This window comes from Mesorhizobium sp. 1M-11 (genome assembly GCF_001303895.1).
Lineage (GTDB): Bacteria > Pseudomonadota > Alphaproteobacteria > Rhizobiales > Rhizobiaceae > Mesorhizobium.
Genome location: NZ_LJSD01000056.1, coordinates 116,813 through 138,588, shown reverse-complemented (window position 1 = coordinate 138,588; position 21,776 = coordinate 116,813). Strand labels below are relative to the sequence as shown.

At 62.3% G+C, this 21,776-nt stretch carries 19 protein-coding genes and 1 pseudogene; 9 read left to right on the top strand and 11 right to left on the bottom strand.

The window, feature by feature from the left end; all coding sequences use genetic code 11:
- The 9 genes and pseudogenes from AO692_RS25015 to AO692_RS24975 form a co-directional block, all read right to left on the bottom strand.
- Nucleotides 1-934, bottom strand: a 934-nt coding sequence (locus AO692_RS25015; RefSeq protein WP_054311349.1) for a SpvB/TcaC N-terminal domain-containing protein, incomplete at its 3' end; no start/stop codon positions are given.
- 527 nt (nt 935-1,461) lie between these two features.
- Nucleotides 1,462-1,742, bottom strand: a pseudogene (locus tag AO692_RS33945) (cobalamin-dependent protein); the annotation flags it as partial.
- A 206-nt stretch (nt 1,743-1,948) separates the two neighbouring features.
- Nucleotides 1,949-2,908: an alpha/beta hydrolase gene (locus tag AO692_RS25005; protein WP_054312773.1), complete on the bottom strand. Its 960-nt coding sequence runs from the start codon at nt 2,906-2,908 to the stop codon at nt 1,949-1,951.
- Nucleotides 2,909-3,065: 157 nt separating this feature from the next.
- A complete protein-coding gene (locus AO692_RS25000; protein ID WP_152979961.1) occupies nt 3,066-4,316 on the bottom strand; it encodes an MFS transporter in 1,251 nt (416 codons plus the stop codon).
- A gap of 71 nt (nt 4,317-4,387) precedes the next feature.
- Entirely contained in the window at nt 4,388-5,818 is a 1,431-nt protein-coding gene (locus tag AO692_RS24995; protein WP_054312771.1) for an aldehyde dehydrogenase family protein, read from the bottom strand.
- 62 nt (nt 5,819-5,880) lie between these two features.
- Complete coding sequence (locus AO692_RS24990) at nt 5,881-6,744, bottom strand: MaoC family dehydratase N-terminal domain-containing protein (RefSeq protein ID WP_054312770.1); 864 nt, start codon at nt 6,742-6,744, stop codon at nt 5,881-5,883.
- Nucleotides 6,745-6,869: 125 nt separating this feature from the next.
- On the bottom strand, nt 6,870-8,624 hold the full coding sequence (locus AO692_RS24985) for an iron ABC transporter permease (protein WP_054312769.1): 1,755 nt from the start codon (nt 8,622-8,624) through the stop codon (nt 6,870-6,872).
- The gene (locus AO692_RS24980; RefSeq protein ID WP_054312768.1) at nt 8,621-9,676 is read right to left on the bottom strand and encodes an extracellular solute-binding protein; all 1,056 of its coding nucleotides are present in this window, start codon (nt 9,674-9,676) and stop codon (nt 8,621-8,623) included. The genes AO692_RS24985 and AO692_RS24980 overlap by 4 nt, the downstream gene beginning before the upstream one ends.
- Nucleotides 9,677-9,815: 139 nt before the next feature.
- Complete coding sequence (locus tag AO692_RS24975) at nt 9,816-10,613, bottom strand: alpha/beta hydrolase (protein ID WP_054312767.1); 798 nt, start codon at nt 10,611-10,613, stop codon at nt 9,816-9,818.
- Nucleotides 10,614-10,906: 293 nt separating this feature from the next.
- Here AO692_RS24975 and AO692_RS24970 point away from each other — a divergent pair, with 293 nt between their 5' ends.
- From AO692_RS24970 to AO692_RS24950, 5 genes are read left to right on the top strand one after another with little or no spacing between them, the layout of a single operon-like run.
- A complete protein-coding gene (locus tag AO692_RS24970) occupies nt 10,907-12,073 on the top strand; it encodes a thiolase family protein (protein ID WP_054312766.1) in 1,167 nt (388 codons plus the stop codon).
- A gap of 4 nt (nt 12,074-12,077) precedes the next feature.
- Nucleotides 12,078-12,485 (top strand): OB-fold domain-containing protein, encoded by a 408-nt coding sequence (locus AO692_RS24965; protein WP_054312765.1) that lies wholly within the window; start codon nt 12,078-12,080, stop codon nt 12,483-12,485.
- Nucleotides 12,486-12,497: 12 nt separating this feature from the next.
- On the top strand, nt 12,498-13,229 hold the full coding sequence (locus AO692_RS24960) for a dienelactone hydrolase family protein (RefSeq protein WP_054312764.1): 732 nt from the start codon (nt 12,498-12,500) through the stop codon (nt 13,227-13,229).
- Complete coding sequence (locus AO692_RS24955; RefSeq protein ID WP_054312763.1) at nt 13,226-14,317, top strand: CoA transferase; 1,092 nt, start codon at nt 13,226-13,228, stop codon at nt 14,315-14,317. Before AO692_RS24960 ends, AO692_RS24955 begins: the two co-directional genes overlap by 4 nt.
- A complete protein-coding gene (locus AO692_RS24950) occupies nt 14,314-15,471 on the top strand; it encodes a CoA transferase (protein ID WP_054312762.1) in 1,158 nt (385 codons plus the stop codon). Before AO692_RS24955 ends, AO692_RS24950 begins: the two co-directional genes overlap by 4 nt.
- Here the strand turns inward: AO692_RS24950 and gcvA are convergent.
- A complete protein-coding gene (gene gcvA / locus AO692_RS24945; RefSeq protein ID WP_161808126.1) occupies nt 15,449-16,411 on the bottom strand; it encodes a transcriptional regulator GcvA in 963 nt (320 codons plus the stop codon). The two genes, AO692_RS24950 and gcvA, sit on opposite strands and share 23 nt — an antisense overlap.
- Before the next feature lie 221 nt (nt 16,412-16,632).
- Here gcvA and AO692_RS24940 point away from each other — a divergent pair, with 221 nt between their 5' ends.
- The 4 genes from AO692_RS24940 (at nt 16,633) to AO692_RS24925 (ending at nt 20,338) form a co-directional block, all read left to right on the top strand.
- Nucleotides 16,633-17,310 carry a glutathione S-transferase gene (locus AO692_RS24940; RefSeq protein ID WP_054312760.1) on the top strand — a complete coding sequence of 226 codons (678 nt, stop codon included), beginning with the start codon at nt 16,633-16,635 and terminating at the stop codon, nt 17,308-17,310.
- Nucleotides 17,307-18,476, top strand: coding sequence for a thiolase domain-containing protein (locus AO692_RS24935; RefSeq protein ID WP_054312759.1), 1,170 nt, complete (start codon nt 17,307-17,309; stop codon nt 18,474-18,476). The genes AO692_RS24940 and AO692_RS24935 overlap by 4 nt, the downstream gene beginning before the upstream one ends.
- An 8-nt stretch (nt 18,477-18,484) precedes the next feature.
- On the top strand, nt 18,485-18,868 hold the full coding sequence (locus AO692_RS24930) for a Zn-ribbon domain-containing OB-fold protein (protein WP_054312758.1): 384 nt from the start codon (nt 18,485-18,487) through the stop codon (nt 18,866-18,868).
- Between the two features lie 105 nt (nt 18,869-18,973).
- Nucleotides 18,974-20,338 carry an MmgE/PrpD family protein gene (locus tag AO692_RS24925; RefSeq protein ID WP_054312757.1) on the top strand — a complete coding sequence of 455 codons (1,365 nt, stop codon included), beginning with the start codon at nt 18,974-18,976 and terminating at the stop codon, nt 20,336-20,338.
- Nucleotides 20,339-20,507: 169 nt separating this feature from the next.
- On the opposite strand, the gene AO692_RS24920 is transcribed toward AO692_RS24925, so the two are convergent.
- Complete coding sequence (locus AO692_RS24920) at nt 20,508-21,767, bottom strand: ABC transporter ATP-binding protein (protein WP_152979960.1); 1,260 nt, start codon at nt 21,765-21,767, stop codon at nt 20,508-20,510.
- Nucleotides 21,768-21,776: the final 9 nt, after the last annotated feature.

Below are 21,776 nucleotides of genomic sequence, written 5' to 3'. Positions count from 1 at the left end.
TGAAGGTCGAGACCGTTCCGTCACGGTCTGTGACTTCCCAGTATCTGCTGTATTCCGATCCGAGCAGCTTGATACGCCGATAGGATTCGTTCTCGGTGGCATGGGTGCCGCCTGCCGTGCACGAAGGCGAGGACACGCCGGGGCCGCAGGCAACCAGCGGCATGCCGTTGAGCAGGAACACATCGGAGCTGTCGAACATCGGCATGCCATAGCCGGGGCTTGCCCGCTCGATCACATCGATGCCGTCCAGCCCCCAGCCATAGCCCAGCCAGCCCTGGTAGAGCCCGCCGAGCTTGGTCTTGCGGGAGGAATCGTAGGTCAGCGACAGCTTCGGCTCGAGACCGCGGAAGGCCGGCACATCGATGTCGATCGAATAACCGAGGCTGCCATTCGAGGCCCGGTTGGGCAGGTCCACCTTGGCGGGCGCTCCGATCGCTTCCGGATCCTGGCCGACCGTGCCGCTGGCTGAGGTTGCTGCAGCCATGGCCGCAGCAGCTTCCGGAGCCGCCGCCTTCGCATCCGCCTTGGCGGCATCTCCACTTTTGTCGCTCGTGGCCTTGTCTTCGGCCGTGTTGGTCGAACCATTGCCGATCTTGGAAGCCGCGTCAGGATTGCGATCCTGGGCAGAGGCCTTGCCATCGGCCTGCCCGCCGGTTCCTGCCTTCAGCCCATCGCCACTGCCATCCTTGGCTGACGATGTTGCCGCCGATCCGCCTGACTTGCCATCTGTGGCCTTGCCGTCTGCCGCCGCTCCAAAGCCTGCACCGCCATTGCCGAAGCCACCGCTGCCTGAGATCGTGGAGGTGCCGCTCGATGCCGTCCCGGGCTGCGTCTGCGCAAAAGCCTGGCCGCCATATCCATCCGGAAGCCCGAAACTGCTCGCACCGAAAAACCCCGCGACGACAAACGCCGCGCAAAGCCACAACCGACTCATCAGCCCCTCCGTGTCCGGTTGAGCGGAAGTTAGCTAAGGCCACTCATACGCACATGACGAAGGTGTTATGCCAGTAAAAATGTCCACAGGATTGCTGCAGCTTCGATTCGCACCGATGCCCTATGCAATTTTTCGAAGAGCAAATAGTGAAGTCACCTGTCGACAGCCACGTTCAGAGGTGGCCAAACAACGCGTTTGCTTACGCTCCAATTCGAAGAGCAAACAGTGGCTCATCCGATCGGGGGGATCGGCGGTAGCGGTCTCCCGCTACCATCGATCCCCCGACACGGCGATACGCATGTTGGGGTAGACTTTCGGGGCTTGCATCAGAAGCGCCAATCTCCCTTGCAATTCGAGCCTGAACCCATCGCTTTGCGGGATAACCGTTGCATGCGCTATCAGGCTTCGGACACGGCATGCAGATCAGCCACTTGCTCCTCGTATCGACGCAGCGCGGCGGCCCCAACGATCGCCTCTTCCGGCGGCGCTGAAAGCTCCGCCTCAATCGCAACGCGTTGAGCCTCGTAGAACTGATAGTCCTGTCGCGAAATGACCCTGCCGACCACCACGAGAACGTCCCCGCGCCTCGCCTCTTCAGCGCCTCGACGCGTTGAGGCACGGGTGTCTTGTGCCCGGCCGTGAGCGAAGACATGCCGACGACATGGACTTCGATTTCACGGCAAGCTCTGCGGCCTCCTCCAGGGTCGGCGATGACCTCGAAACCGACATCTCCAAAAGCGGACGCGACGACCTTGACGCCGCGATCATGGCCGTCCTGATCGAGCTTGGCTACCATGATGCGCGGTTTGTCCATAACGAACCTGTTGGCTCTGTGCGATGATCACCAACCACCTGCTCCAGATTTTTCTAGCCTTTGCAGGCCGACGGATGAATCGCCACCAGTCAGCCTTCATGCCAACCTCTTGTAGAGAAGCGATCGCAACTTGCCTGAGATCGAGGTCAGGAAAGCACCATTTTCGCTGCCCTGCTCCGCTCTAGCGATGCGGAAGCACTCTACCGCGTCGCGCCATTGCGCTTGATGAAATCGAGCACGACCCGGTTGAAGACCTCCGGGCGTTCCCAATAGGCAGAGTGCCCGCACTCCGGAACGACGAACTTCTCGGCACCGGGGATGTGGCTGTGCTGGATGCGCATCATCGACGGCGGCGTGTAGAGATCCGCATCGCCGGTCATCACCAATACCGGCAGTTTCCAGGCTGCGAGATGATCCCATACCACCTTGTTGGCGTAACCCTGGCTCTTCATCTCGCCGATCTTGGCCTTGTGTTCCAGCTCGAGCCATGCCGCGTGACCCTGTGGGTCCAGATGACGATAGGATGGGCTGAGCTCCTTGAAGTCGCCGGCCAGATCGTCGAACCCTTCCGGATAGATCAGCTTGTAGATGGCGCGGTAGTCGTCATTGGTGACGCCGACGATGGTGTTAGCGAGCACCAGCGACTGGACACGGTCCTCATGCGAAACGGTAAAGTCGGTGGCCACCATGCCACCGGCCGCGGTACCGACAAGATGGACCTTCTTCAGGCCGAGATGGTCGATCAGCTTGAGCAGATCACCCGCTCCAGTGCCGGGTTTTTCCGGATCGCCCAGTTTCGAATTCAGCCTACCGCGGCGGGAATAACCGATCACACGGTAGCCGGCATCGGAGAACACCGGCTGCTGGTACCCCCAGACCGCGCCGCTGCCGGTGCCTGCATGCAAGAGAACGACCGCCTCGCCATCGCCGCCCGTGTCGAAATACCAGATCGAATGACCGTCGCCGACATCGAGCAAGCCTTCCTTCTGCGCCTTCTGCTTGGGCAAAGGTGTCGGCACGACGCCCGGATCTTCCTTGCTCTCGGTAGCGGCAACAGCGGCATATGGCGGCATGGCCACAGCTGCGGCGGCCGCGCCCAACAGGGCCGTCTTGAAGGCCGTGCGGCGGCTGATCGTACCACCGGAATTTTGAGACTGCATTTTTCCCTCCTCTGAACGTACCCATCCGTGGCGGCGCTTGAATCCGCTCGCTGGCTCGGGCTTCTTTCTGAACGGCGCGATGGTCGAAAGATTGGGCTGAATCGTCAAACAACTAATTCGCAAAGCCGTGTGACGAAACCTGCTGATGGGACGCCGGCTACCAGGAGCGTGCGGCCATCATCCACGAGATCATGGCGGCACCGACCCCGACCGCCCCCAGCACAAGCAGGGTCACCGGCATGGTCACGGCATCCGCCATGCCGCCGAAGGCGAGTGCGCCGAGGGCATTGCCGCCGATGCTGGCGAAAAGCCAGAGCCCGATGGTGGTTCCTCGATAGGCGTCCGGTGTCTCGATCTGCATGACGGACTGGGCAGCGATCGCCGTGAAAGTCCCCGACGCTCCCATCAAGGCTGCGAGGCCGAGCGCGAGAAACCAGTTCTGGATCAAGCCCATCACGACCACCGCCGCGGTGCCGGCGGCCATCCAGATATAGCTGCGTTGCAGCTCCTCCAGATGCTGCGTCGTGCGCTTGCGCAGCGTGATCGAAATTCCGGCGAGCAGCGCACCGGTGCCGACGGCGGAGAGCATTTGTCCAAGCCCGCTTGCGCCCCGCTTGTACATGCCGTCGGCAACCGCCGGCAGCACCTCCAGCAGGCCGCGCGGCACCAGCGCGGTGATGGTGGTGATCGTCATCGCCTGGATCAACCAGGTATTTGCCCAGATATGGCGCGATGCCTCGACCAACTGGCTGGCGATACCCTCCTTGGAGGCAGCACTGGCTTCACGCGTCCTCGGTTGGAGAAAGGCCAAAGCCACCAGCATCGGCAAGGTCATCAGGATCGCCGCGGCGATCGTGCCACCCGGGTCGGTCTTTTCCAGAAGCAGGCCGCCGACTGCCGGGCCGATCAGGCGCGCCGCGTTGAAGTTGATGGAGATCAGCGTGATGGCGTTGGCGAGCGCCTCGCGGGAAACGATCAGCGGCACGAGGGTAAGGCGGATCGGCGTGTTGGCACTGGAGGTGACGCCGAACAGCAGCGCAAGAACGCTCAGCATCCAGATATCGAGGACGCCGAGCGCAAACAGCACGCCGAGCGCCAGCATCAGAATGCCGAGCAGCGCCTGGGTCGTGAGGGCGCCCCGCTTGATGTCGACGCGGTCGGCCAGCACGCCGAAGAACGGGCCGGCAAAAAGCGTCGGCGCAAACAGCAGGAAAGAGACGATCCCGACCCAAGCCGCGGATTGCGTCAGCGACCAGCTGAACCAGCCGAGCACCACCCGGTTGACCCAGATGCCGGTCACGGAAACGAAGTTTGCCGTCAAATAGAGGCGAAAGCTCGTGCTGTTGAGTGCGTTCAGATGCATGACGGTAATGAAGCAGGCGACGAGGATCGGCAGCTTGCCAGTCACCAATGCCCGATTGAAAAATGCTTGGATCGGATTGTGACGGGGAACACTTCCCCGTCACCGGATCTGATGAGCTACGCGGCTTCGTAACCGGCTATGCCCTTGATCTCCAGGAAGTCCTCGAGACCGTATTCGGCATACTCGCGACCGTTGCCGGACTGCTTGTAGCCGCCGAACGGCATCGCGGCGTCCCAGGCGGGATAGTTGATGTGGACATTGCCTGTGCGCATGCGCGCCGCAACCTTGCGGGCGTTCTCGATATCCTTCGACTGAATGTAGGACGCCAGCCCGTAGACCGTATCGTTGGCCAGTTCGATCGCGTGATCGACGCTGTCGTACGGCAGGATCGACAGCACCGGGCCGAAGATTTCCTCTCGCGATATACGCATCTCCGGCGCCACGTCGGCAAAGACTGTAGGACGCACGAAATAGCCGCGGTTCAGCCCTGCGGGACGACCCGGACCGCCGGTCAGAAGTGTCGCGCCTTCGTCGATGCCGCTCTGGATCAGGTCCTGAATCTTGTCGAACTGGATCTGGCTGACCACCGGTCCGAGATCGATGTCCGGTGCATTGGCCGGGCCAACGACAAACTTCTCGGCGGCAGCCTTGGCGATGGAGGCGACCTCGTCATGCCGGTCGCGTGGCACGAACATGCGTGTCGGCGCGTTGCAGGACTGGCCGCTGTTGCCGAAGCAGCCCGCGACACCCTTCTCGACGGCAACCGAAAAATCGACGTCGGGCAGGAGGATGTTCGCCGACTTGCCGCCAAGCTCCTGGCTGACGCGCTTGACGGTATCCGCCGCCGCCTTCGCCACCAGGATGCCGGCACGGGTCGATCCGGTGAACGACATCATGTCGACGTCGGGATGATTGGCGAGCGCCTGGCCGACCGTCGGACCGTCGCCATTGACGAGATTGAAGACGCCCTTGGGCACACCCGCTTCGTCGAGGATTTCCGCAAAGACAACGGCATCGAGCGGCGCGATCTCGCTCGGCTTCAGCACCATGGTGCATCCGACAGCTAGGGCCGGCCCGACCTTGCAGGTGATCTGGTTGAGCGGCCAGTTCCACGGCGTGATAAGCCCCGCCACGCCGATGGGTTCACGCACCACCATCTGCCGGCCCTTCGTCTGCCGGAACGGATAATCGCGCAGTACCTCGGCCGTCTTCTTCAGATGCGCCAGGCCAATGCCGACCTGCCATTCCAGCGAGAACTCGCCTGGAGCACCCATTTCGCGCGACACGGCGAGCGCAAGATCCCGGCTACGCTTCTTGTAGACATCGATGACCCGGTTCAGGAGATCGAGCCGTTCCGCCACGCTGGTGAAGCCGTAGCTCGAAAAAGCCCGCCTGGCGGCTGCGACAGCCTTGTCGACATCCGCCTTCGAGCCAAGCGAAATCTGCGCGAACGTCTCTTCCGTCGAGGGATCGATGACGTCCAGCCGCCTCGGCTCGACGGGCTCGACCCAGGCGCCGTCGATGTAGAACTGCAGATCGTGAGACATGATTTCCTCCAGTGCTTGCTTTCGCCTTCAGCCGGAGCCGTCCCGGCCAGGCATGAAGCCGGCTATGCCGGCCCGGTGATTTCAAAACGGCCGACCGCGCTGGCCGTCATCGACACGCGACCGGACGGCCCCTCGATCCAGAGGCTGTCGCGCTCCTTGCCGGCACCGGCGCGGGCTGTGAGCTTGTGTCCGGCGATTGCTGGCGACACGCCGCGATAGACGAACCGACGCGGCACGCCCGCATCCTCAGTTGCCAGGTTGAGAAGCAATGTCGCCTGGATCGGCGCGTGCACGACCAGGCCTTCATAACCCTCGGTTTCGACCGCATACGGCAGATCGTAGTGGATGCGATGCCCGTTGAAGCTGATGGCGGAGTATCGAAACAGAAAGGTCGGCGTCGTCGTGATCGACCAGTCTCGGCTCGATCGTCGGGCAGGCTCCGCTTCGTCGCGCGCCAGCCGCTCCGTCGCGCGGAAAGACTGACGGGCCGCTTCCCGATAGACAATGTCGTGGCGTTCCCGCACAGCCACACCACGCTCGGTGACATAGTCTCGCTCGACACCAACGAACCACAATTCGCCCGAGCGCCCATCCTTGCGGGCAATGTCGGCAATGGTCGAAATGCGCCGCACCCGATCGCCGATCCGCAACGGATCGATGGTTTCGACCCAGCCGCCCGCCCACATGCGGCGCGGCGCCGGCACAGGCGGCAGTTCACGGTTCTTCATCGGATGACCGTCGGGGCCGAGTTCGGCCATCCGCGCGATCGAAGGCGCCAAGCACCAGTGAATACCGAGAGGAGCTACGCCGGAAGGCACGACGGCAAGATGAGGGTCGAACACGGCATGGAAACTCTCGACGAGCCGTTCCGTAACGACGTCCTCTTCCTCGCTCTTGCGGCCGATCCACTCGGCAAAACTCGTCATGCCACTGCCTCCGCGCAGCCTGCCGCCAGGCCGCCCAAAATCCTGCGCTCCGGCCACTGCGGCCGGAGCGATATCGCTTGCTTTGCTTTCGGCTGGCCTGTCAGCCGGACGCCTCGAACGAGGCGCTAGAACGAGATGCCGCCGCCGTTGGACCTGCGTTGCACCAGGAAATAGAAGATCATCGCAACGATGCTCATCATCGCCGACCACAACAGGCCGAGCGCAGCAACTTCGCTGAACTGCCCGTTGATGGCCTGGTCGAAGATCGCCACCGCAATCGTCTTGGTATCCGGCCCAGCCAGGATGATCGCCGTCGACAGATCGCGCGATGCGTTGAGGAACACGAACAGCCAGCCGGCGACGATCGAAGGCATCAGCAGCGGAACCACGATGCGGCGCAGCATGCCGAGAGGCGTCGCCCCGCACACGCCGGCCGATTCCTCCAGCTCCTTGTGGAGCTGCAGCGAGCCGGTGAAAGTGTAACGCATGCCGAACGGCAGGTAGTGGACCACGAAGGCGATGACGACGATGCTCAAAGTGGAATAGAGCGGGATTGGCGAACGCAGCGCCAGATCCATCATCGCCACGCTGAGCACGATGGACGGAATGAGCATCGGCAGCGCGATCATCTGGTCGAGCACGGTGTGATAGACGCGCCGCCTGGCCACCAGCCAGCCGCAGATGACCATCAGCAGCATCGTCACCGTGGCAGCCGACGCGGACACGATCAGCGTGTTCGTGACGAGCTCCAGATAACGATCATCCGACAGGACCAGGGCGAAGTTGTCGGCAGTGAGCGAAGAAAGTGCCGACCAGCGCACCGGCCGGATGAACGGCGTGACCGCGACCCAGAGCAGCATCAATAGCGGCAGCACCAGGACTATCAGCACGTTGAGCAGAACGATGCCACCGCAGACCCAACGCGCCCAGCCCAGGGCCAGCGGCCGCGGCCTGTAGCCCTTTCCGGTCACCGTCGCGAAGCGCGACGCGTTCATGGCGAGGCGGCTGTAAAGATAGAGCAGACCGGCAACGACCACGGTCAAGGCAACAGAGAAAGCGCTGGCATAGCCGATCTGCGGCGGGACCGTGCGGATGCTGTCGTAGATGTCCGTCGTCAGCAATTTTATGCCGGCACCCGTGCCGACAAGCTTCGGAATGTCGAAGGCCTGCAGCGAGCGGATGAAGATGAACAGGGCGGCGGCGAAGGCGGCAGGCGCAGCAAGCGGAATGGAAACCCTGCGCATCATCTCGAAGACATTGGCGCCGCTCATGCGGGCTGCCTCCTCGAGTTCTGCATTGGCCATGCGGAAGCTTGCAGCAAAGAGCAGGAATGTCAGCGGAATCCAGCCGAAGCCCTCGATGATGACCATGCCCGTCATGGAATTGACGTTGAAAAGCAGGCCGCTGCCGCCAGCCAGCCGGTAGAGGTCGTTCAAAGGCCCCGTCGGCCCCAGGAAGAACAGCCAGGCCGGAACGTAGATGACGCCGGGAATGCTCAGCGAAACGACCGTCATCAGATAGGCGAGATCGCGAAACGGCGCGTTGGTGCGCTCGACGATCCATGCCAGCGAACCACCCATCAGGATGGCCAGCACGGTCGAGAGCAACGCGAAGATGACCGAGTTGATCGTGCTTTGCAGAAAGTGCCCGTTCTCGGTCAGGCGGGCGAAATTCTCGAGCGTGAAAGCACCGGATGAACCATCCGGCATGGTGACGAAAAGACTGTTGCGCACCAGTGAAACGAAAGGCGGCAGGACAAGGCAACCAACGATGACGACCATCACCAGCGAAAGCAGCCAGAGCGGGTCGCGGTAACGCCGCCCGGCTCCGGAGATCCGGGGCCGGGCGTCCTGGGAGGAACCATCAATGATGGCCGTCATTTGAACAGCTCGTCATAGATTTTGAGCCAGGTCTTGAGCGGCTCGGTTTCCTGCGAGGCCACTTCAGGCGACAGCAGCGTGAATTTGAAGTTGCCGGTCTTTGGACTGATCGCGGGGATTTTGGCCTGCACATTCGGATGGCCGGGCGGATAGTTGGCTTCGCGGATGATCTGCGCGCCATCCTCGGAGAAGAGATATTCGAGGAACAGCTTGGCGGCATTCGGATGCGGCGCGTTCTTGACGATCGCGATGGCGCCGAGATTGGCGACCAGCGGCTCCATTTTCACCCAGCCGATCGGAGCACCCTTCGCCTTGCTGATTTCCGCATGATGGTTGTAGGTCATCACGCCGATCTCGTATTGGCCCGAAATCACCTTGTCGATCGCAACACGCTGGCTACCGGGATCGCGGGCGATCTGCTGCTGGCTGAGCTTGCGCAGATAGTCCATGCCCTTCTCTTCGCCCATCGTCTGCAGGATGTTGCCGATGAAGCCGGGAGGGCCTGAAACGCCGCGCGTGTCGGTCCACACCATCTTGCCCTTCCATTTCGGATCGAGCAGATCCTCATAGGTCTTCGGCGCCTGGTCGGCCGGAACGAGATCGGTGTTGTAGGTGGTGGTCAGGAACAGCGTGTAGATGCCCGAATAGAGCTTGGACGCCGGCTTGAACATCGGATCGTAGTCGGCAAGCGCCAGGGGCTGATACGGCTCGATCAGGTTGGCGGCGGCGAGCGGCGCGATCGCGGTGCCGGGCGTGTCGAAAAGGTCAGCCTCCATCTTGCCGACGCGCGCCTGGCTGGTCAGTTTCAGCACGGTATCGGAATCTCCGGTCGTGGCGTATTTCACCTCGATGCCGTATTTTTTCTGAAAACCTTCGGCCAGCGGACGCACGACCTGAGGAACGATCAGGCCCGTGTACCAGACCATCTGGCCTTCGGCCTTGGCGGCGTCCACGAGCTGCTGTGACGGATCGGCAAATGCCGAAGCACCAGCCAGCGACAGCGCCAGCGTGGCCCCGACCAGCCTCAAAAGATTGCGGCGGGTATTGTTCAAAGAGTCCTCCCTTGAGTAGCCGGCCTGTTTTCGCAGGCCGCGTGGCTTGGTTTGCTGCCAAGTCTCACTGATGGTGCATGTTGCTTGCCGGGTCCTGGAATCGTCAAACGACTAAAAAGACCCCATCCATGAGGAATCCTCAACCGGAAACCCTGCCGGCGGATGTCGATACGCCTGCCGGGACGGGTGATCCTGGTACGAATCCGGCATTGTTCAGAAATGTCGCAATCGTTGCCGCGACAAGGTCCGGCGTCTCGATCGCCATTACGTGACCGGTGTCCAGGACAAGCGATTGCGCACCAGGAATCCTCGCTGCGACTTCCGCGACATGAGCGGGCGGCCTGAAGGTGTCCTTCGTGCCAGCAGCCACCAGCACTGGGCAGGACAGGCCGGCAAGGTCGGCAGTCAGGTCGAGGCCGATCAGCATCCGCCACGTCGCCGCAGAGCTTGCGGGATCGGACAGCCGGGTACCATTGCTGGCCAGCGCGACGGTGCCTTCCTGTGCGCTTTTCTCCAGGATCTCGATCTTCTCGATGGTTGCGGCCTCGTTGTCCGCGATGAGGCCCGTAGAAGGCGCGAGAAGCACCAAAGCGGCCGCGCGCGCCGGCCATTTTGCGGCAAAGCGGATCGCTACGGAAGCGCCCAGGGCCGCGCCGACGACGATCACCGGACCTGCGATTTCGAGCCCATCGAGGACACCAGCAAGATCGGCGGCCGCTGTGTCAATGCTGAGCGATCCGATGATGCGATCCGATTGGCCGGCGCCGCGCTGGTCATAGCGCAGGATGCTCCACTGCTCACCGAGGCTTGTCGTCAACCCATCGAAACTTTCCAGCCGCCCGCCCATCTCGTGGACCAGGACAAGTGTGCCCGCACCGCGCGGGCGAAATTCGTACCGGAAGCGGGCGCCATTGGCCTCGATCCACTGCGTTCCCATCCCGTCCTCCTCTGCCAAACGGTCTTCGCGACAAGGCACGGCACGCTGTTCATATCGTCAACCGATAGAAACTGACCAACCGTTGAGTTCTTTTGAGCCAGGACCTCTCAAGCTACGGGCTGCGTGGCACAGATGAGAATAGCTCAACAAACGTTACGCTTAAGTCGGTTGACGGACCAAGGCTCATCCAAGAACTCTGGCAGTGGTTGTCCAGGCCTTTTTGGGCATCCATGACGACAGTGCAGATAAGCAGAATGCGGCGGTGTTGCGAATGCCGCGAGCGTGGAGGCGTGATGAGACTTGCCGGCATGGCTGCCAAGACAGCTTCGGTGATCGGTATTGGCCAGACGGACTGGCCCGCGGATCATGCTCGTGTCCGAGCCGGCCAGAAGCCGCATGATTCCTACGGTTATGCAGCAGAGGCGTTCGTCGCGGCCCTCGCCGATGCCGGCATATCCAGAGCCGATGTCGATGGCCTGATCGTCGGGCCGACGGTGGCTTATGAGCGCGTCGGCGAACTTCTCGGACTGGATGTCCGCTGGGGTGGGCAAGCCGACGCAATGCTTGCGGTCCTCGAGGCCTGCATGGCCATCCATTCCGGTCAGGCCGAAGTGGTCGCCCTCGTCTATGGCAACGACCAGCGCTCCGCCGCGGTGAACTATGGCGGTGCCGACGCGCAAGGCGGATCGGCCTTTCTCTCCTATATCTATCACGCTCCCTGGGGCTTCACCTCACAGGGCGCGCTCTACGCGCTGATGGCCCGGCGCTACATGCAGGAGCGCGGCATGAGCGAGGCGGAACTCGCGGAAGTCGCCGTTGCGCAGAGGCTGGCTGCGTCACGCAATCCGCAGGCCTTGATGCGAAAGCCTATCACGGTCGAGGACTATCTCGCTTCGCCCTACATCTGCGAGCCGCTGCATCTGTTCGACTATTGCCTGATCAATGACGGCGGTGTCGCGCTGATCATCGCCGAGGCCGGCAAGGCCAAGCGTATCGGCCGGGCACCAGTGCCCATCCACGGCATAGGACGGCACGATCTCAACACCGGCGCCACCAGCCTCGAGCCTCGCCTGACCGACTTCTACCAGCCGGCGCAGCGGGCCGTCGGCGATCAGGTCTTCACGATGGCGTCGCTTGGCCCATCCGACATGGACGCGCTGCAGATCTACGACAGTTTTTCGCTGCACATCCCACTGGCGCTGGAAGGGTACGGCTACTGCAAGACCGGAGAGGTCGGCAAGTTCATGCGCGAGCACGGCATCTCGCTTGCCAAGGGCCTGCCGGTGAACACCGGCGGCGGACATCTGTCGGAAAGCTACATGCAGGGCTGGAACCACCAGATCGAAGCGGTCCGGCAGTTGCGCGGCGAGGCCGGCGAACGACAGGTGCCTGACTGCCGCCATGTCCACTACAGCTCCGACGTTGCCGGCAAGGCCGTCTCGATCATCTACGGACACTAAGCCGATGGCAAACTCCCAACGCGTCCTGTCGCTCTACGACCTTCCCCTGTGGGACAGCATGGAACGCCAGAAAATGGCGCTGCCCAGATGCTCGCACTGCGAACGCTTCCGCTATCCGCCCGGGCCGATCTGCGCCGAATGCAATTCGATGGACTATGAATGGACCGAGATTTCCGGCGAAGGCACCATCCTGTCGTGGGTGGTCTTCCACCGGCAATATTTCGAGGACTTTCCGCAGCCTTACAATGTCATTGCCGTGCGGCTGGCCGAGGGGCCGATCGTCGTTTCCAATCTTGTGGGCGAGGAACCACAAGGAAGCTGGATCGACAGGCCGGTATCGATAACCTACCGGCGTCATCTCGACAGAACCCAGCACGCTTTCAAGCTGAAAGCGCCGGATACCAACAGCTGACCCGAGGATAAGATGCGCGAAAACGAAGTACTCGTCGTAACCAAGCACGGCCGGATGCCGACTTTCACGGTCCGTCCGGAAGGCGAAGGCCCATACCCAGTCGTCATCCTCTACATGGATGCCCCCGGCATTCGCGAAGAGCTGCGCGACATGGCGCGGCGCATCGCGGCGCAAGGCTACTACTGTGCTCTGCCCGATCTCTACTACCGCCTGGGAACGGTACGTTTCGACCTACCGCGCCGGGACGATCGCATGTCGGCCGTCGTCGGCGCGTGCCTGCGCAGCCTCGACAATGACGGCGTCAACGAAGACACCGCCGGCCTCCTCGGCTACCTCGACGGTGAAGCAGACGCAAAAAGCGACAAGGTTTCCTGTGTCGGCTTCTGCATGAGCGGACGTTATGCCGTATCGCTGTCGGCCTATTTCGGCGAGCGATTTGCCTCGGCGGCGTCCCTGTATGGCGTCGGCCTTTTCACCGAAGACGATGGTTCTCCGCACAAGCTGATGTCACAGGTGAAGGGCGAGCTCTATTTCGGCTTTGCCGAAACCGACACGGCGACGCCGCCGGAAACGATTGCCGCGATCGAACAGGCGATCCAGGCGAGCGGCGGCAAGCACGAAGCCGAAATCCATCCCAACAGCCGCCACGGCTACTGCTTCACGGCCGGCCGTGCCTATCAGCCGCAGGCAGCGGAAGCGACCTGGGCGAAGATGTTCAAGCTGTGGGAACGCACCCTGAAATGACGCCTGCATATCCGTACGAAGGGCTGACGGTCGTGGAAGCCGTCGGCGGTCCACCTGGCAATGCGCTTCGCCTGGCTGCGGCCATGGCCGGGCGCATCTTTGCCGATCTCGGCGCGAAGGTGATCCAGGTCGAAGATCATGCGCCACAAGGTTCCGAGGCAAAACCATCGGCAACCTCTCTGGCTCTGCAACGGTTCCTTTCAGCAAGGAAGTCGGTCGTCGATTCCAGCCTTGACGATGCATTTCTGACCGGGGTCCTGCGAAAGGCCGATGTCGCCATCGTCGACCGTCATGTCCATGGCTCCATCGCCGCCAAGGACTTGCCGAAGAAAGTCGCGCTGCTTTCGCTTTTCGGCGGCAGCAATGCCGAAACCGAGATCGCAGCAACCGAATTCACCATTGCCGCCCTGGGCGGCTTCCTCAACATGGTTGGCGATGCCGAGCGCGAACCGCTGAAGCTGGTCGGTCACCAGGAAGCCTATGCGCTGGGCCTTGCCACCTTCTCTGGACTCTCTGCTTCGCTTGCCAGGGAATCGAGCTCGAAAATGGCGGCAACCATCCGGGCCAGCCTGCTGGACATCGTCGTCTGGCTGAACTGGAAGGCCGTGCCGCTGGAAGCGGATGCGCCGATCCCTCCGGGACGCGCGGGAGCGGCAGCCGAATGGCGCATCGTGCGCTGCGCCGACGGCTGGATCGCACTGGTCTACCAGGAGCCGGACTGGCCGCACCTTTGTACGATGGTGAGGGACGAACGGATCCGCCAGGGCAAGTTCGCGACACGTCAGGGGCGTCTGGAGAACGCGGTCGAACTGGCCGATCTCATTGAACAGGCATTCCTTTCGCGCACACGCAGGCAACTGCATGAGGAGGCGTTGTCGTTCAGGCTTCCACTCGGGCCCGTGTGGGCGCCGGAGGAAGCACTCGGCGATCCGCACAACGCAGCGCGTAGGCTGTTTGAAGAACTGCCGCGCCAGCGTCAGTCGCAAAACCCGATTTTTGCGCCGCGCCTGCCACTGCTGTGGAATGGTTCTGCATTTTCCAACACGATCGGGGATATGCCGGTCGCAACACCGGTCGGCATATCGTGAGTGTACTGAAAGGCTGCCGCGTCCTCGATCTCGGCATCATCACCGCCGGCGCGGCGACATCCGCAATCCTGGCCGACCTCGGTGCTGAGGTGATCAAGATCGAATCCCCGACCTATCGCGATCCCTTCCGGTTGTGGCCGAGCGGTGAGAGCAAGGCCGACGACGATATGCCGCCGCTGTTTCGGGCTACCAACCGCAACAAGCTGGCCATCAGCATCGACCTCAAGCAGCCGGCCGGCCGCGAGGTCATGCTGCGGCTTGTCGCGTCCAGCGATGTCGTGGTCGAGAATTTCCGCCGCGGCGTGCTGCCGAAGCTCGGGCTTTCATTCGAGGTCCTCCGAGCTGCCAACGACCGCATCATCCTTGCTTCGGTTTCCAGCCAGGGCGAGACCGGCCCGGACGCCAGTCATGTCTCCTACGGCTCGACCCTCGAAGCCGTCGCCGGCTTTGCCTGGAGCACCGGCTACCAGGACGATGCGCCGGTGATCAGCGGCCGCGACGTGAACTATCCCGATCAGGTGGCGGCGATCTTTGCCGCCAGCATGATCACCACTGCCTTGCGCTCGGTGCAGAAGGGCGGGCCGGCGGTCCATCTCGATCTTTCGCAACGTGACCTGACGTCTTTCCTGATCGGCGAAACGTTCGTCGCCGCCTCGATGGGAGAGAAAATCCGCAGGGGCGGAAATGCGCAGGAGCCTTTCCTGCTGCAGGACTGTTTCAAGGCAGCGGACGGCATCTGGGTCGCCGCTTCGGTTCGCGAAACGGATCTCGAAGCCCTGAGCACGTTGCTCGGACGAAACATCCAGGATGATGCTGCTCTGCGCGACGCCCTGGCTGCCCATATCACAGCTCAAGAGAGCGAGCTGGCAGCCCGCACGCTGCAGCAGATCGGTTTGGCTGCAGCACCGGTGCAGGACGGCGCCGGTATTCTGAAACTCGAGGATGAGAGCTGGTCGCACGCCATCCAGTGCTTCGACGGCAAGCGCGTGAAAGGCTTTCCTTTCCAGATCGACGAACAACCTCTGTCGATAGAACGCCCTGCCCCGGGCATCGGAGCCGATACCGCGACGATCCTCAGCGAGATCGCGGGTTATAGCGACGACGAGATCGCGTCGCTGGCAAAAGCCGGCGTCATCGAGCTTGGTTCGGCTTGAGGGCCAGCACCGCCGGTCCCTGCGACTCCGCCAGCCAGGCCTCGAACTCGACCACCTGCTCCATGATCCAGTCGCGGAACTCCATGAGACGGGAGTCGTTCTCGGACTGCCGGGCGTAGGTCAGGTAATAGGCGTTGCCGTTGTCGTGAACGAAATCGAACGGAGCGACAAGCCGGCCAGCGACGAGATCGCCGGCGATCAGCGATATCTGACCAATGGCGATGCCGATGCCCTCGATGGCTGCCTGATAAGCGAGGCTCGAGCTTTCGAAATGCAGGCCGCGCTGATCGTCGATGTCGTGTCCCCCCGCAGCATCGAGCCAGTCGCGCCAATCGTCGGGACGGGCCATGGAACACAGCAGCGTCGCCTCGTTCAGCTTTTCCACCGCCATCGTCCCGCCCATCGAGGAGAGATAGGCCTGGCTGCAAACCGGTACCAGGGCGCTGTCGGCCAATCTGTGCGCGATGAGGTCGGGCCAGTCGCCCTTGCCCATCTGAATCACGACGTCTGCATCACCGAGGTGCAGCAGGTTGGCTGGCATCGGCAAGAGCGTGGTGGTGAGCTGGATCTGGCGCGTCGGGTAAAGCCGGTGGAACAGCGGCAAACGTGGCATCAGCCACCGCAGCGTGAACGTCATGGGACAATGGATACGCAGCGAACGTGCCCGGTGCGCGGACATCAGCCGCTTGGTCGCCCGGTTGATCTGTTCGAAGGCATCGCCAAGCGCAATCGAATATTCACGCGCTTCGTCGGGGATCCTGAGATCACGGCTCGTGCGCTCGAACAGTTCGAGGCCGAGCACGTCTTCCAGCAGTTTGATCTGCCGGCTGATGGCACCAGGGGTTACGAAAAGTTCTTCGGCAGCCTTGGTGAAGCTGACATGACGGCCAGCAGCCTCGAAGGCACGCAACGCATTGAGCGGGGGAAGACGTTTCGACATGCTCATCCTTGAGAAATACTCATTCGAACATTCCGAATGGTCAATTGACCATTGCCGCGATTTCGATTTGTCTAGATATATGAATTCTGGCGATGTTGACGCAATTTCGCTTGCTAATCAACTACCCTGATGCCCCCAAGAAGAATGATTTTGTAACGGCAGCAAAGACGATGACGTTGCAGAAAATGTATGTGGCGATTGATTTTTTCTGAACCTTGGCAATGCACACGATGAAGCTCTACGGATCCTCCAGATCGCCCTATGTGCGGAAGGTCTTGATCGCCGCTCATGAGACGGGAGCAATCGGCGACATTGAGGTGGAACCGATGGTCGTGACGGCCTTGGCCGCAAACCGGACCATGCTTTCGGTCAACCCGCTGGGGCAGATTCCCACGCTCATTCTCGATGACGGCCAGGCGCTGTTCGATTCAGACGTGATCTGCCGCTATCTCGATCTGGTGCTCGGCAAAGGCCGGTTGCATCCGCGCGAGATCGCCGCGGAAATCGCGATGATGCGTCTGCTCGTGCTGGGTGACGGCCTCACCGCGGTGCTCATGAGCCTGCTGTCGGAGAAATCACGACGCCAGCCGGAGCACTCGGAGCGGCGCCTGGCCGCATCGCGAGAAAAGCTGCCGCTGATCTTCGCGACGCTGGAGGCCGAGGCGCCGAGGATGATGCAGGCTCCTTTCGACATGGCGCAGATCGCGATCGTGTCGGCCCTTTGTTACATCGACTTCCGCCTGTCAGACGACGTCGTCTGGCGTGAAACCCACCCCTCATTGGCAAACTGGTTCGCGGCAGTCGGCCAGCGGCCATCGGTCGTGGCGACAGCCTATTTCGACGAACTGGCGGCGGCCGCCGCCAGCGCCGGAAAACAGGAAAAAGCAGGACAAGCATGAGCATCAACGGACAAGCCTATATCGTCGGCGCCTACGAGCACCCCACCCGCAAGGCGCCGGACAAGTCGCTGGCGCAGCTTCATGCCGAGGTCGCGTTCGGGGCGCTCGCGGATGCCGGCCTGAGCAAGGATGACATCGACGGCTATTTCTGCGGTGGCGATGCGCCGGGCACGGGACCGCTGTCGCTTGTCGAATACATGAATCTGAAGGTACGCCACGCCGATTCCACCAATGTCGGCGGTTCCTCCTACATCCTGCACGTCAACCACGCCGCACAGGCGATCGCTGCCGGCAAATGCAACATCGCACTGATCACGCTGGCGGGCAGGCCGCGTAGCGAAAGCCAGCAGAAGGGCGCGCCGCAGCGCGTCGACAACCCGGTGCAGCCGGACTTCCCGTGGGAACAGCCATTCGGCATGACGACGCTCAACGCCTATGCGATGTGCGCCATGCGGCACATGCACCAGTTCGGAACGACGCCCGAGCAGCTGGCCTGGGTCAAGGTGGCTGCCTCCCATCATGCCCAGCACAATCCGAATGCGATGCTGCGCGATGTCGTGACCGTCGAAGACGTGGCCAATTCGCCGGTCATTGCCGATCCGCTGCGCCGGCTGGATTGCTGCGTCATCAGCGATGGCGGCGGCGCGGTCATCGTGACCCGCCCCGAGATCGCCCGCAGTCTCAAGCGCCCCCTGGTCAAGGTGCGGGGTGCTGCCGAAGCGATCAAACATCTTGCCGGCGGCGATGTCGACCTGACCTATTCCGGAGGCGCCCGCAGCGGCGCGCTTGCTTTCGAAGAGGCAAAGCTCACCCCTGCCGACATCAAGTATGTCTCGGTCTACGACAGCTTCACCATCACCGTCATCATCCAGCTGGAAGATCTCGGCTTCTGCAAGAAGGGCGAAGGCGGACGCTTCGTCGCGGACGGCAACCTGATCTCCGGCGTCGGCAAGCTGCCGTTCAACACCGATGGCGGCGGCCTCTGCAACAACCATCCCAACCACCGCGGCGGCATGACCAAGATCATCGAAGCGGTGCGGCAGCTACGCGGCGAAGCCCATCCTGCCGTGCAGGTCGCCAATTGCGACCTCGCAATGGCGCACGGTACCGGCGGCCTGCTCGGCACGCGTCACGGCTCGGCGAGCCTCATCCTGGAACGCGAATAGGAACCATCATGTCCATCCTGTCGAACACACTTCCGCATCATCCCGAAGTACAACCGTTCTGGTCCGCGCTCGAAGAAGGGCGTTTCCTGATCAAGGGTTGCCGCAGTTGTGGTCGGGCGCACTGGTATCCCCGCGCCCATTGCCCCTTCTGCACGAGCGCCGACACGGAATGGCGGGAAGCCAGCGGACGCGGCACCATCTATTCCTACAGCATCATGCGCCAGGCCAAGCCGCCTTACGCCATCGCCTATGTGACGCTGGAAGAAGGCCCGACGATGATGACCAACATCGTCGACAGCGACCTGGAAGCGATCCGCATCGGCAAGCCGGTGGAGATCGCGATCCGACGGCAGCCCGACGGGGACGTGCTGCCAATGTTCAAGCTCGCCTGAACGCTGCCGCGATGAATTCTCACGCAGGCTTGCCGAAAGCTCGCTTGATCATCGCGGCATGCGTCTCGAAGTTCCCAATCAAGAAAATCAGAGAGGAAACCGCCGATGCCCGCCCCCATTTCCCGCACGCTTGCCGAGTTTGCGGCAAAACTGAAATATGAAGACATCCCCGATCTCGCGATCGAGGCGATCAACACCGGCATGGCCGACACGGTCGGCGTGATGATGTCGGGCATCGGAACATCCGTGTCCAACATCGTGCTCGGAGAACTCGGCACGCGCGGCAGCAAGGGCGATGCACGTATCTTCCTCGGCAAGGAACGCGCCTCGACAACCGAGGCGGCCCTCGTTAATTCTGCGACGACGACCAGTGTCGTCTATGACGACGTCGCCTTCTCCGGCTGCCACACCAGCACGATCCTGATGCCGGCACTCGTCGCCGAGGCCGAGGCCAGCGGCGCTTCCGGGAAGGACGTCATCCGCGGTTACGCCGCAGGCTATGAAGCCTGGGCTCGTCTCTCGGAACGCGATCCCGATTCCTATGCCGGCAAGGGCTGGCATGCGACGGCTGCGTTCGGCCCGACAGCGGCTGCGATCGCCATCAGCAGCCTGCACGGCTTCGATGCGGAAACCACGTTGCGCGCGATCGGTATCGCAGCCGCGATGCCCGGAGGCATCACGGCAAGTTTCGACACTGACGTCGGCCCGTTCCAGGTCGGGCGCGGCGCTGCCGCCGGCGTCATGGCCGCGCGCCTTGCCAAGGCAGGCATGTCGACGCCGCAGGACGGGCTGGAGCGCAGCGGCCGCGGCATGCTGGTCGCACTCTCGCCGAAGGGTGCGGTCGACCTCGACACGCCTATCGAGGATCTCGGCAAGGCATGGCGGCTGGAAACCGTCGGCATCAACGTCAAGCAATATCCGTTCGGCAACATGAACCAGCGTGCCATCGACGGGGCGCTCGATATCGTCCGGGAACACGACGTTTCGCCTGATGCGATCGAGCGCGTCGACGTGATGATCAGCGAGGCACAATATGCCGTCGTCTCGAAATCGCCATCGACGATCAACTTCGTACCGAGCCACAGCATTGCGCTCGGCGTGGCTGGCGCCATCATCTCACGGCAAGGGACCTTCCACGAACTGAGTGAGACCTTCTACAGCCGCCCCGATGTGCAGGCCATGATGAAGGTGATCAAGCCGGCAACCGACAAGAGCATTCCCGCCGACACCCAGCCCAATCTCGGCTACAGCGGCGGCGTACGCATCTATCTGAAGAACGGCACCATGCTCGAAAGCCCGAGCGTTCCCTACGCGCGCGGCCACTGGACCCGTCGGATGAGCGAAGAGGAGCTATGGAGCAAGTTTGCCGCCTGCAGCAAGAATCAGCTCGATGAAGCCGAGGCGCGCCGCCTGTTCGAGCAGTTGATCCGCCTGCAGAACGTCGCAAAGATCAGCGACCTCGCCGCCTGACAAACTGGTACCATCCAGTCATGAAACGCGGGCCATCGGCCCGCGTTTTTGCTTTTGCCATCCTGTTTCGCACAACGTGACGGGCACGCAAAAACAGATCGAGGCGGACCTGGGTCCACCTCGATTGCAGAACGGAGATTTCGAATTTGCAGCTCGACAGCGTCGATCGTCAGACGGCGGCAGCCTGGGCCGGCTGGCCAGGAACCTGTTCCCACGGAACGCCGAGTGCGGCCGAGCCCGGGAAATCGACGAACACCTCGGAGCCGATCTCGAACATCGTTTCCGGGCCGGCATTGATCTGGAAGACGCGCTCGCCGACCTTGACGTTGTAGCGGATCATGTTGCCGAGGAAGCCGCTCAGCATGACAGTACCCTTGAGGCGGTTGACGCCATCATGGACCGGCGCAAGCGTCGGCTTGATGCTCATCGCCTCCGGCCGGATCGAGACAGCGATCTCCTTTTCGGCCGGCAGCGCCTGCTGGAACGTGCATTGGATCTCATGCCCGCCTTCAAGCACCACCGTGCCGAAGCCGCTTCCATTCACCTCGCGCCGAACCTTGCCGCGCACCAGATTTGTAGCGCCGACAAAGCCCGCCACGAAAGCGCTGGTGGGCCGGTTGTAGATGTCGCGCGGTGGCGCCATCTGCACGACGTTGCCCTTGTCGATCACCGCGACCAGATCCGACATTTCCAGCGCTTCGGTCTGGTCGTGCGTCACATAGATGGTGGTGATGCCGACCTGCTGCTGCAGGCGCTTGAGTTCGGTGCGCATCTCGTCGCGCAACGTCGCGTCGAGGTTGGAAAGCGGTTCATCGAGAAGCAGCAGCTTCGGCTGCCGCACGATGGCACGCGCCAAGGCTACACGCTGCTGCTGGCCGCCGGAGAGACGGGTCGAAGAACGCGTCTGCAGACCGTCGAGGCCGACGCGCTTCAGCGCATCGTCGACAAGCTTAGTGGTTTCCGCCCGGCTGTATTTGCGATCCTTGGCGACCCGAAGCGGAAAGGCGACGTTCTCGAACACCGTCATGTGCGGCCAGATCGCATAGGACTGGAACACCATGCCGATGTTGCGCTGGTTGAGCGGCACGGCAATGCCGCGCGAACTGTCGAACAGGACCTCGTTGCCGAGGCGGATCAGGCCACGATCAGGCCGCTCCAGACCGGCAATGCAGCGCAGGGTCGTCGTCTTGCCGCAGCCGCTGGGACCGAGAAGCGTGAAGAAGGTGCCCGGCTTCAGCGAAAAGGTCGCCTCGCGTATGCCACCGGCCGTACTTTCGTCGGTGACGAAGAACATCTTGCTGAGGCCGGTCACCTCCAGCGTCATCGTCGAAGCCTTGTCCATGTCCTTCCCCTTGTTCTTGTTTGTCACCGCCTCGGCGGCGTCTGCATCTCGATTGCCATTGGCCTGACCGAGGTCGGTGGATGGCATTTCGCGTTC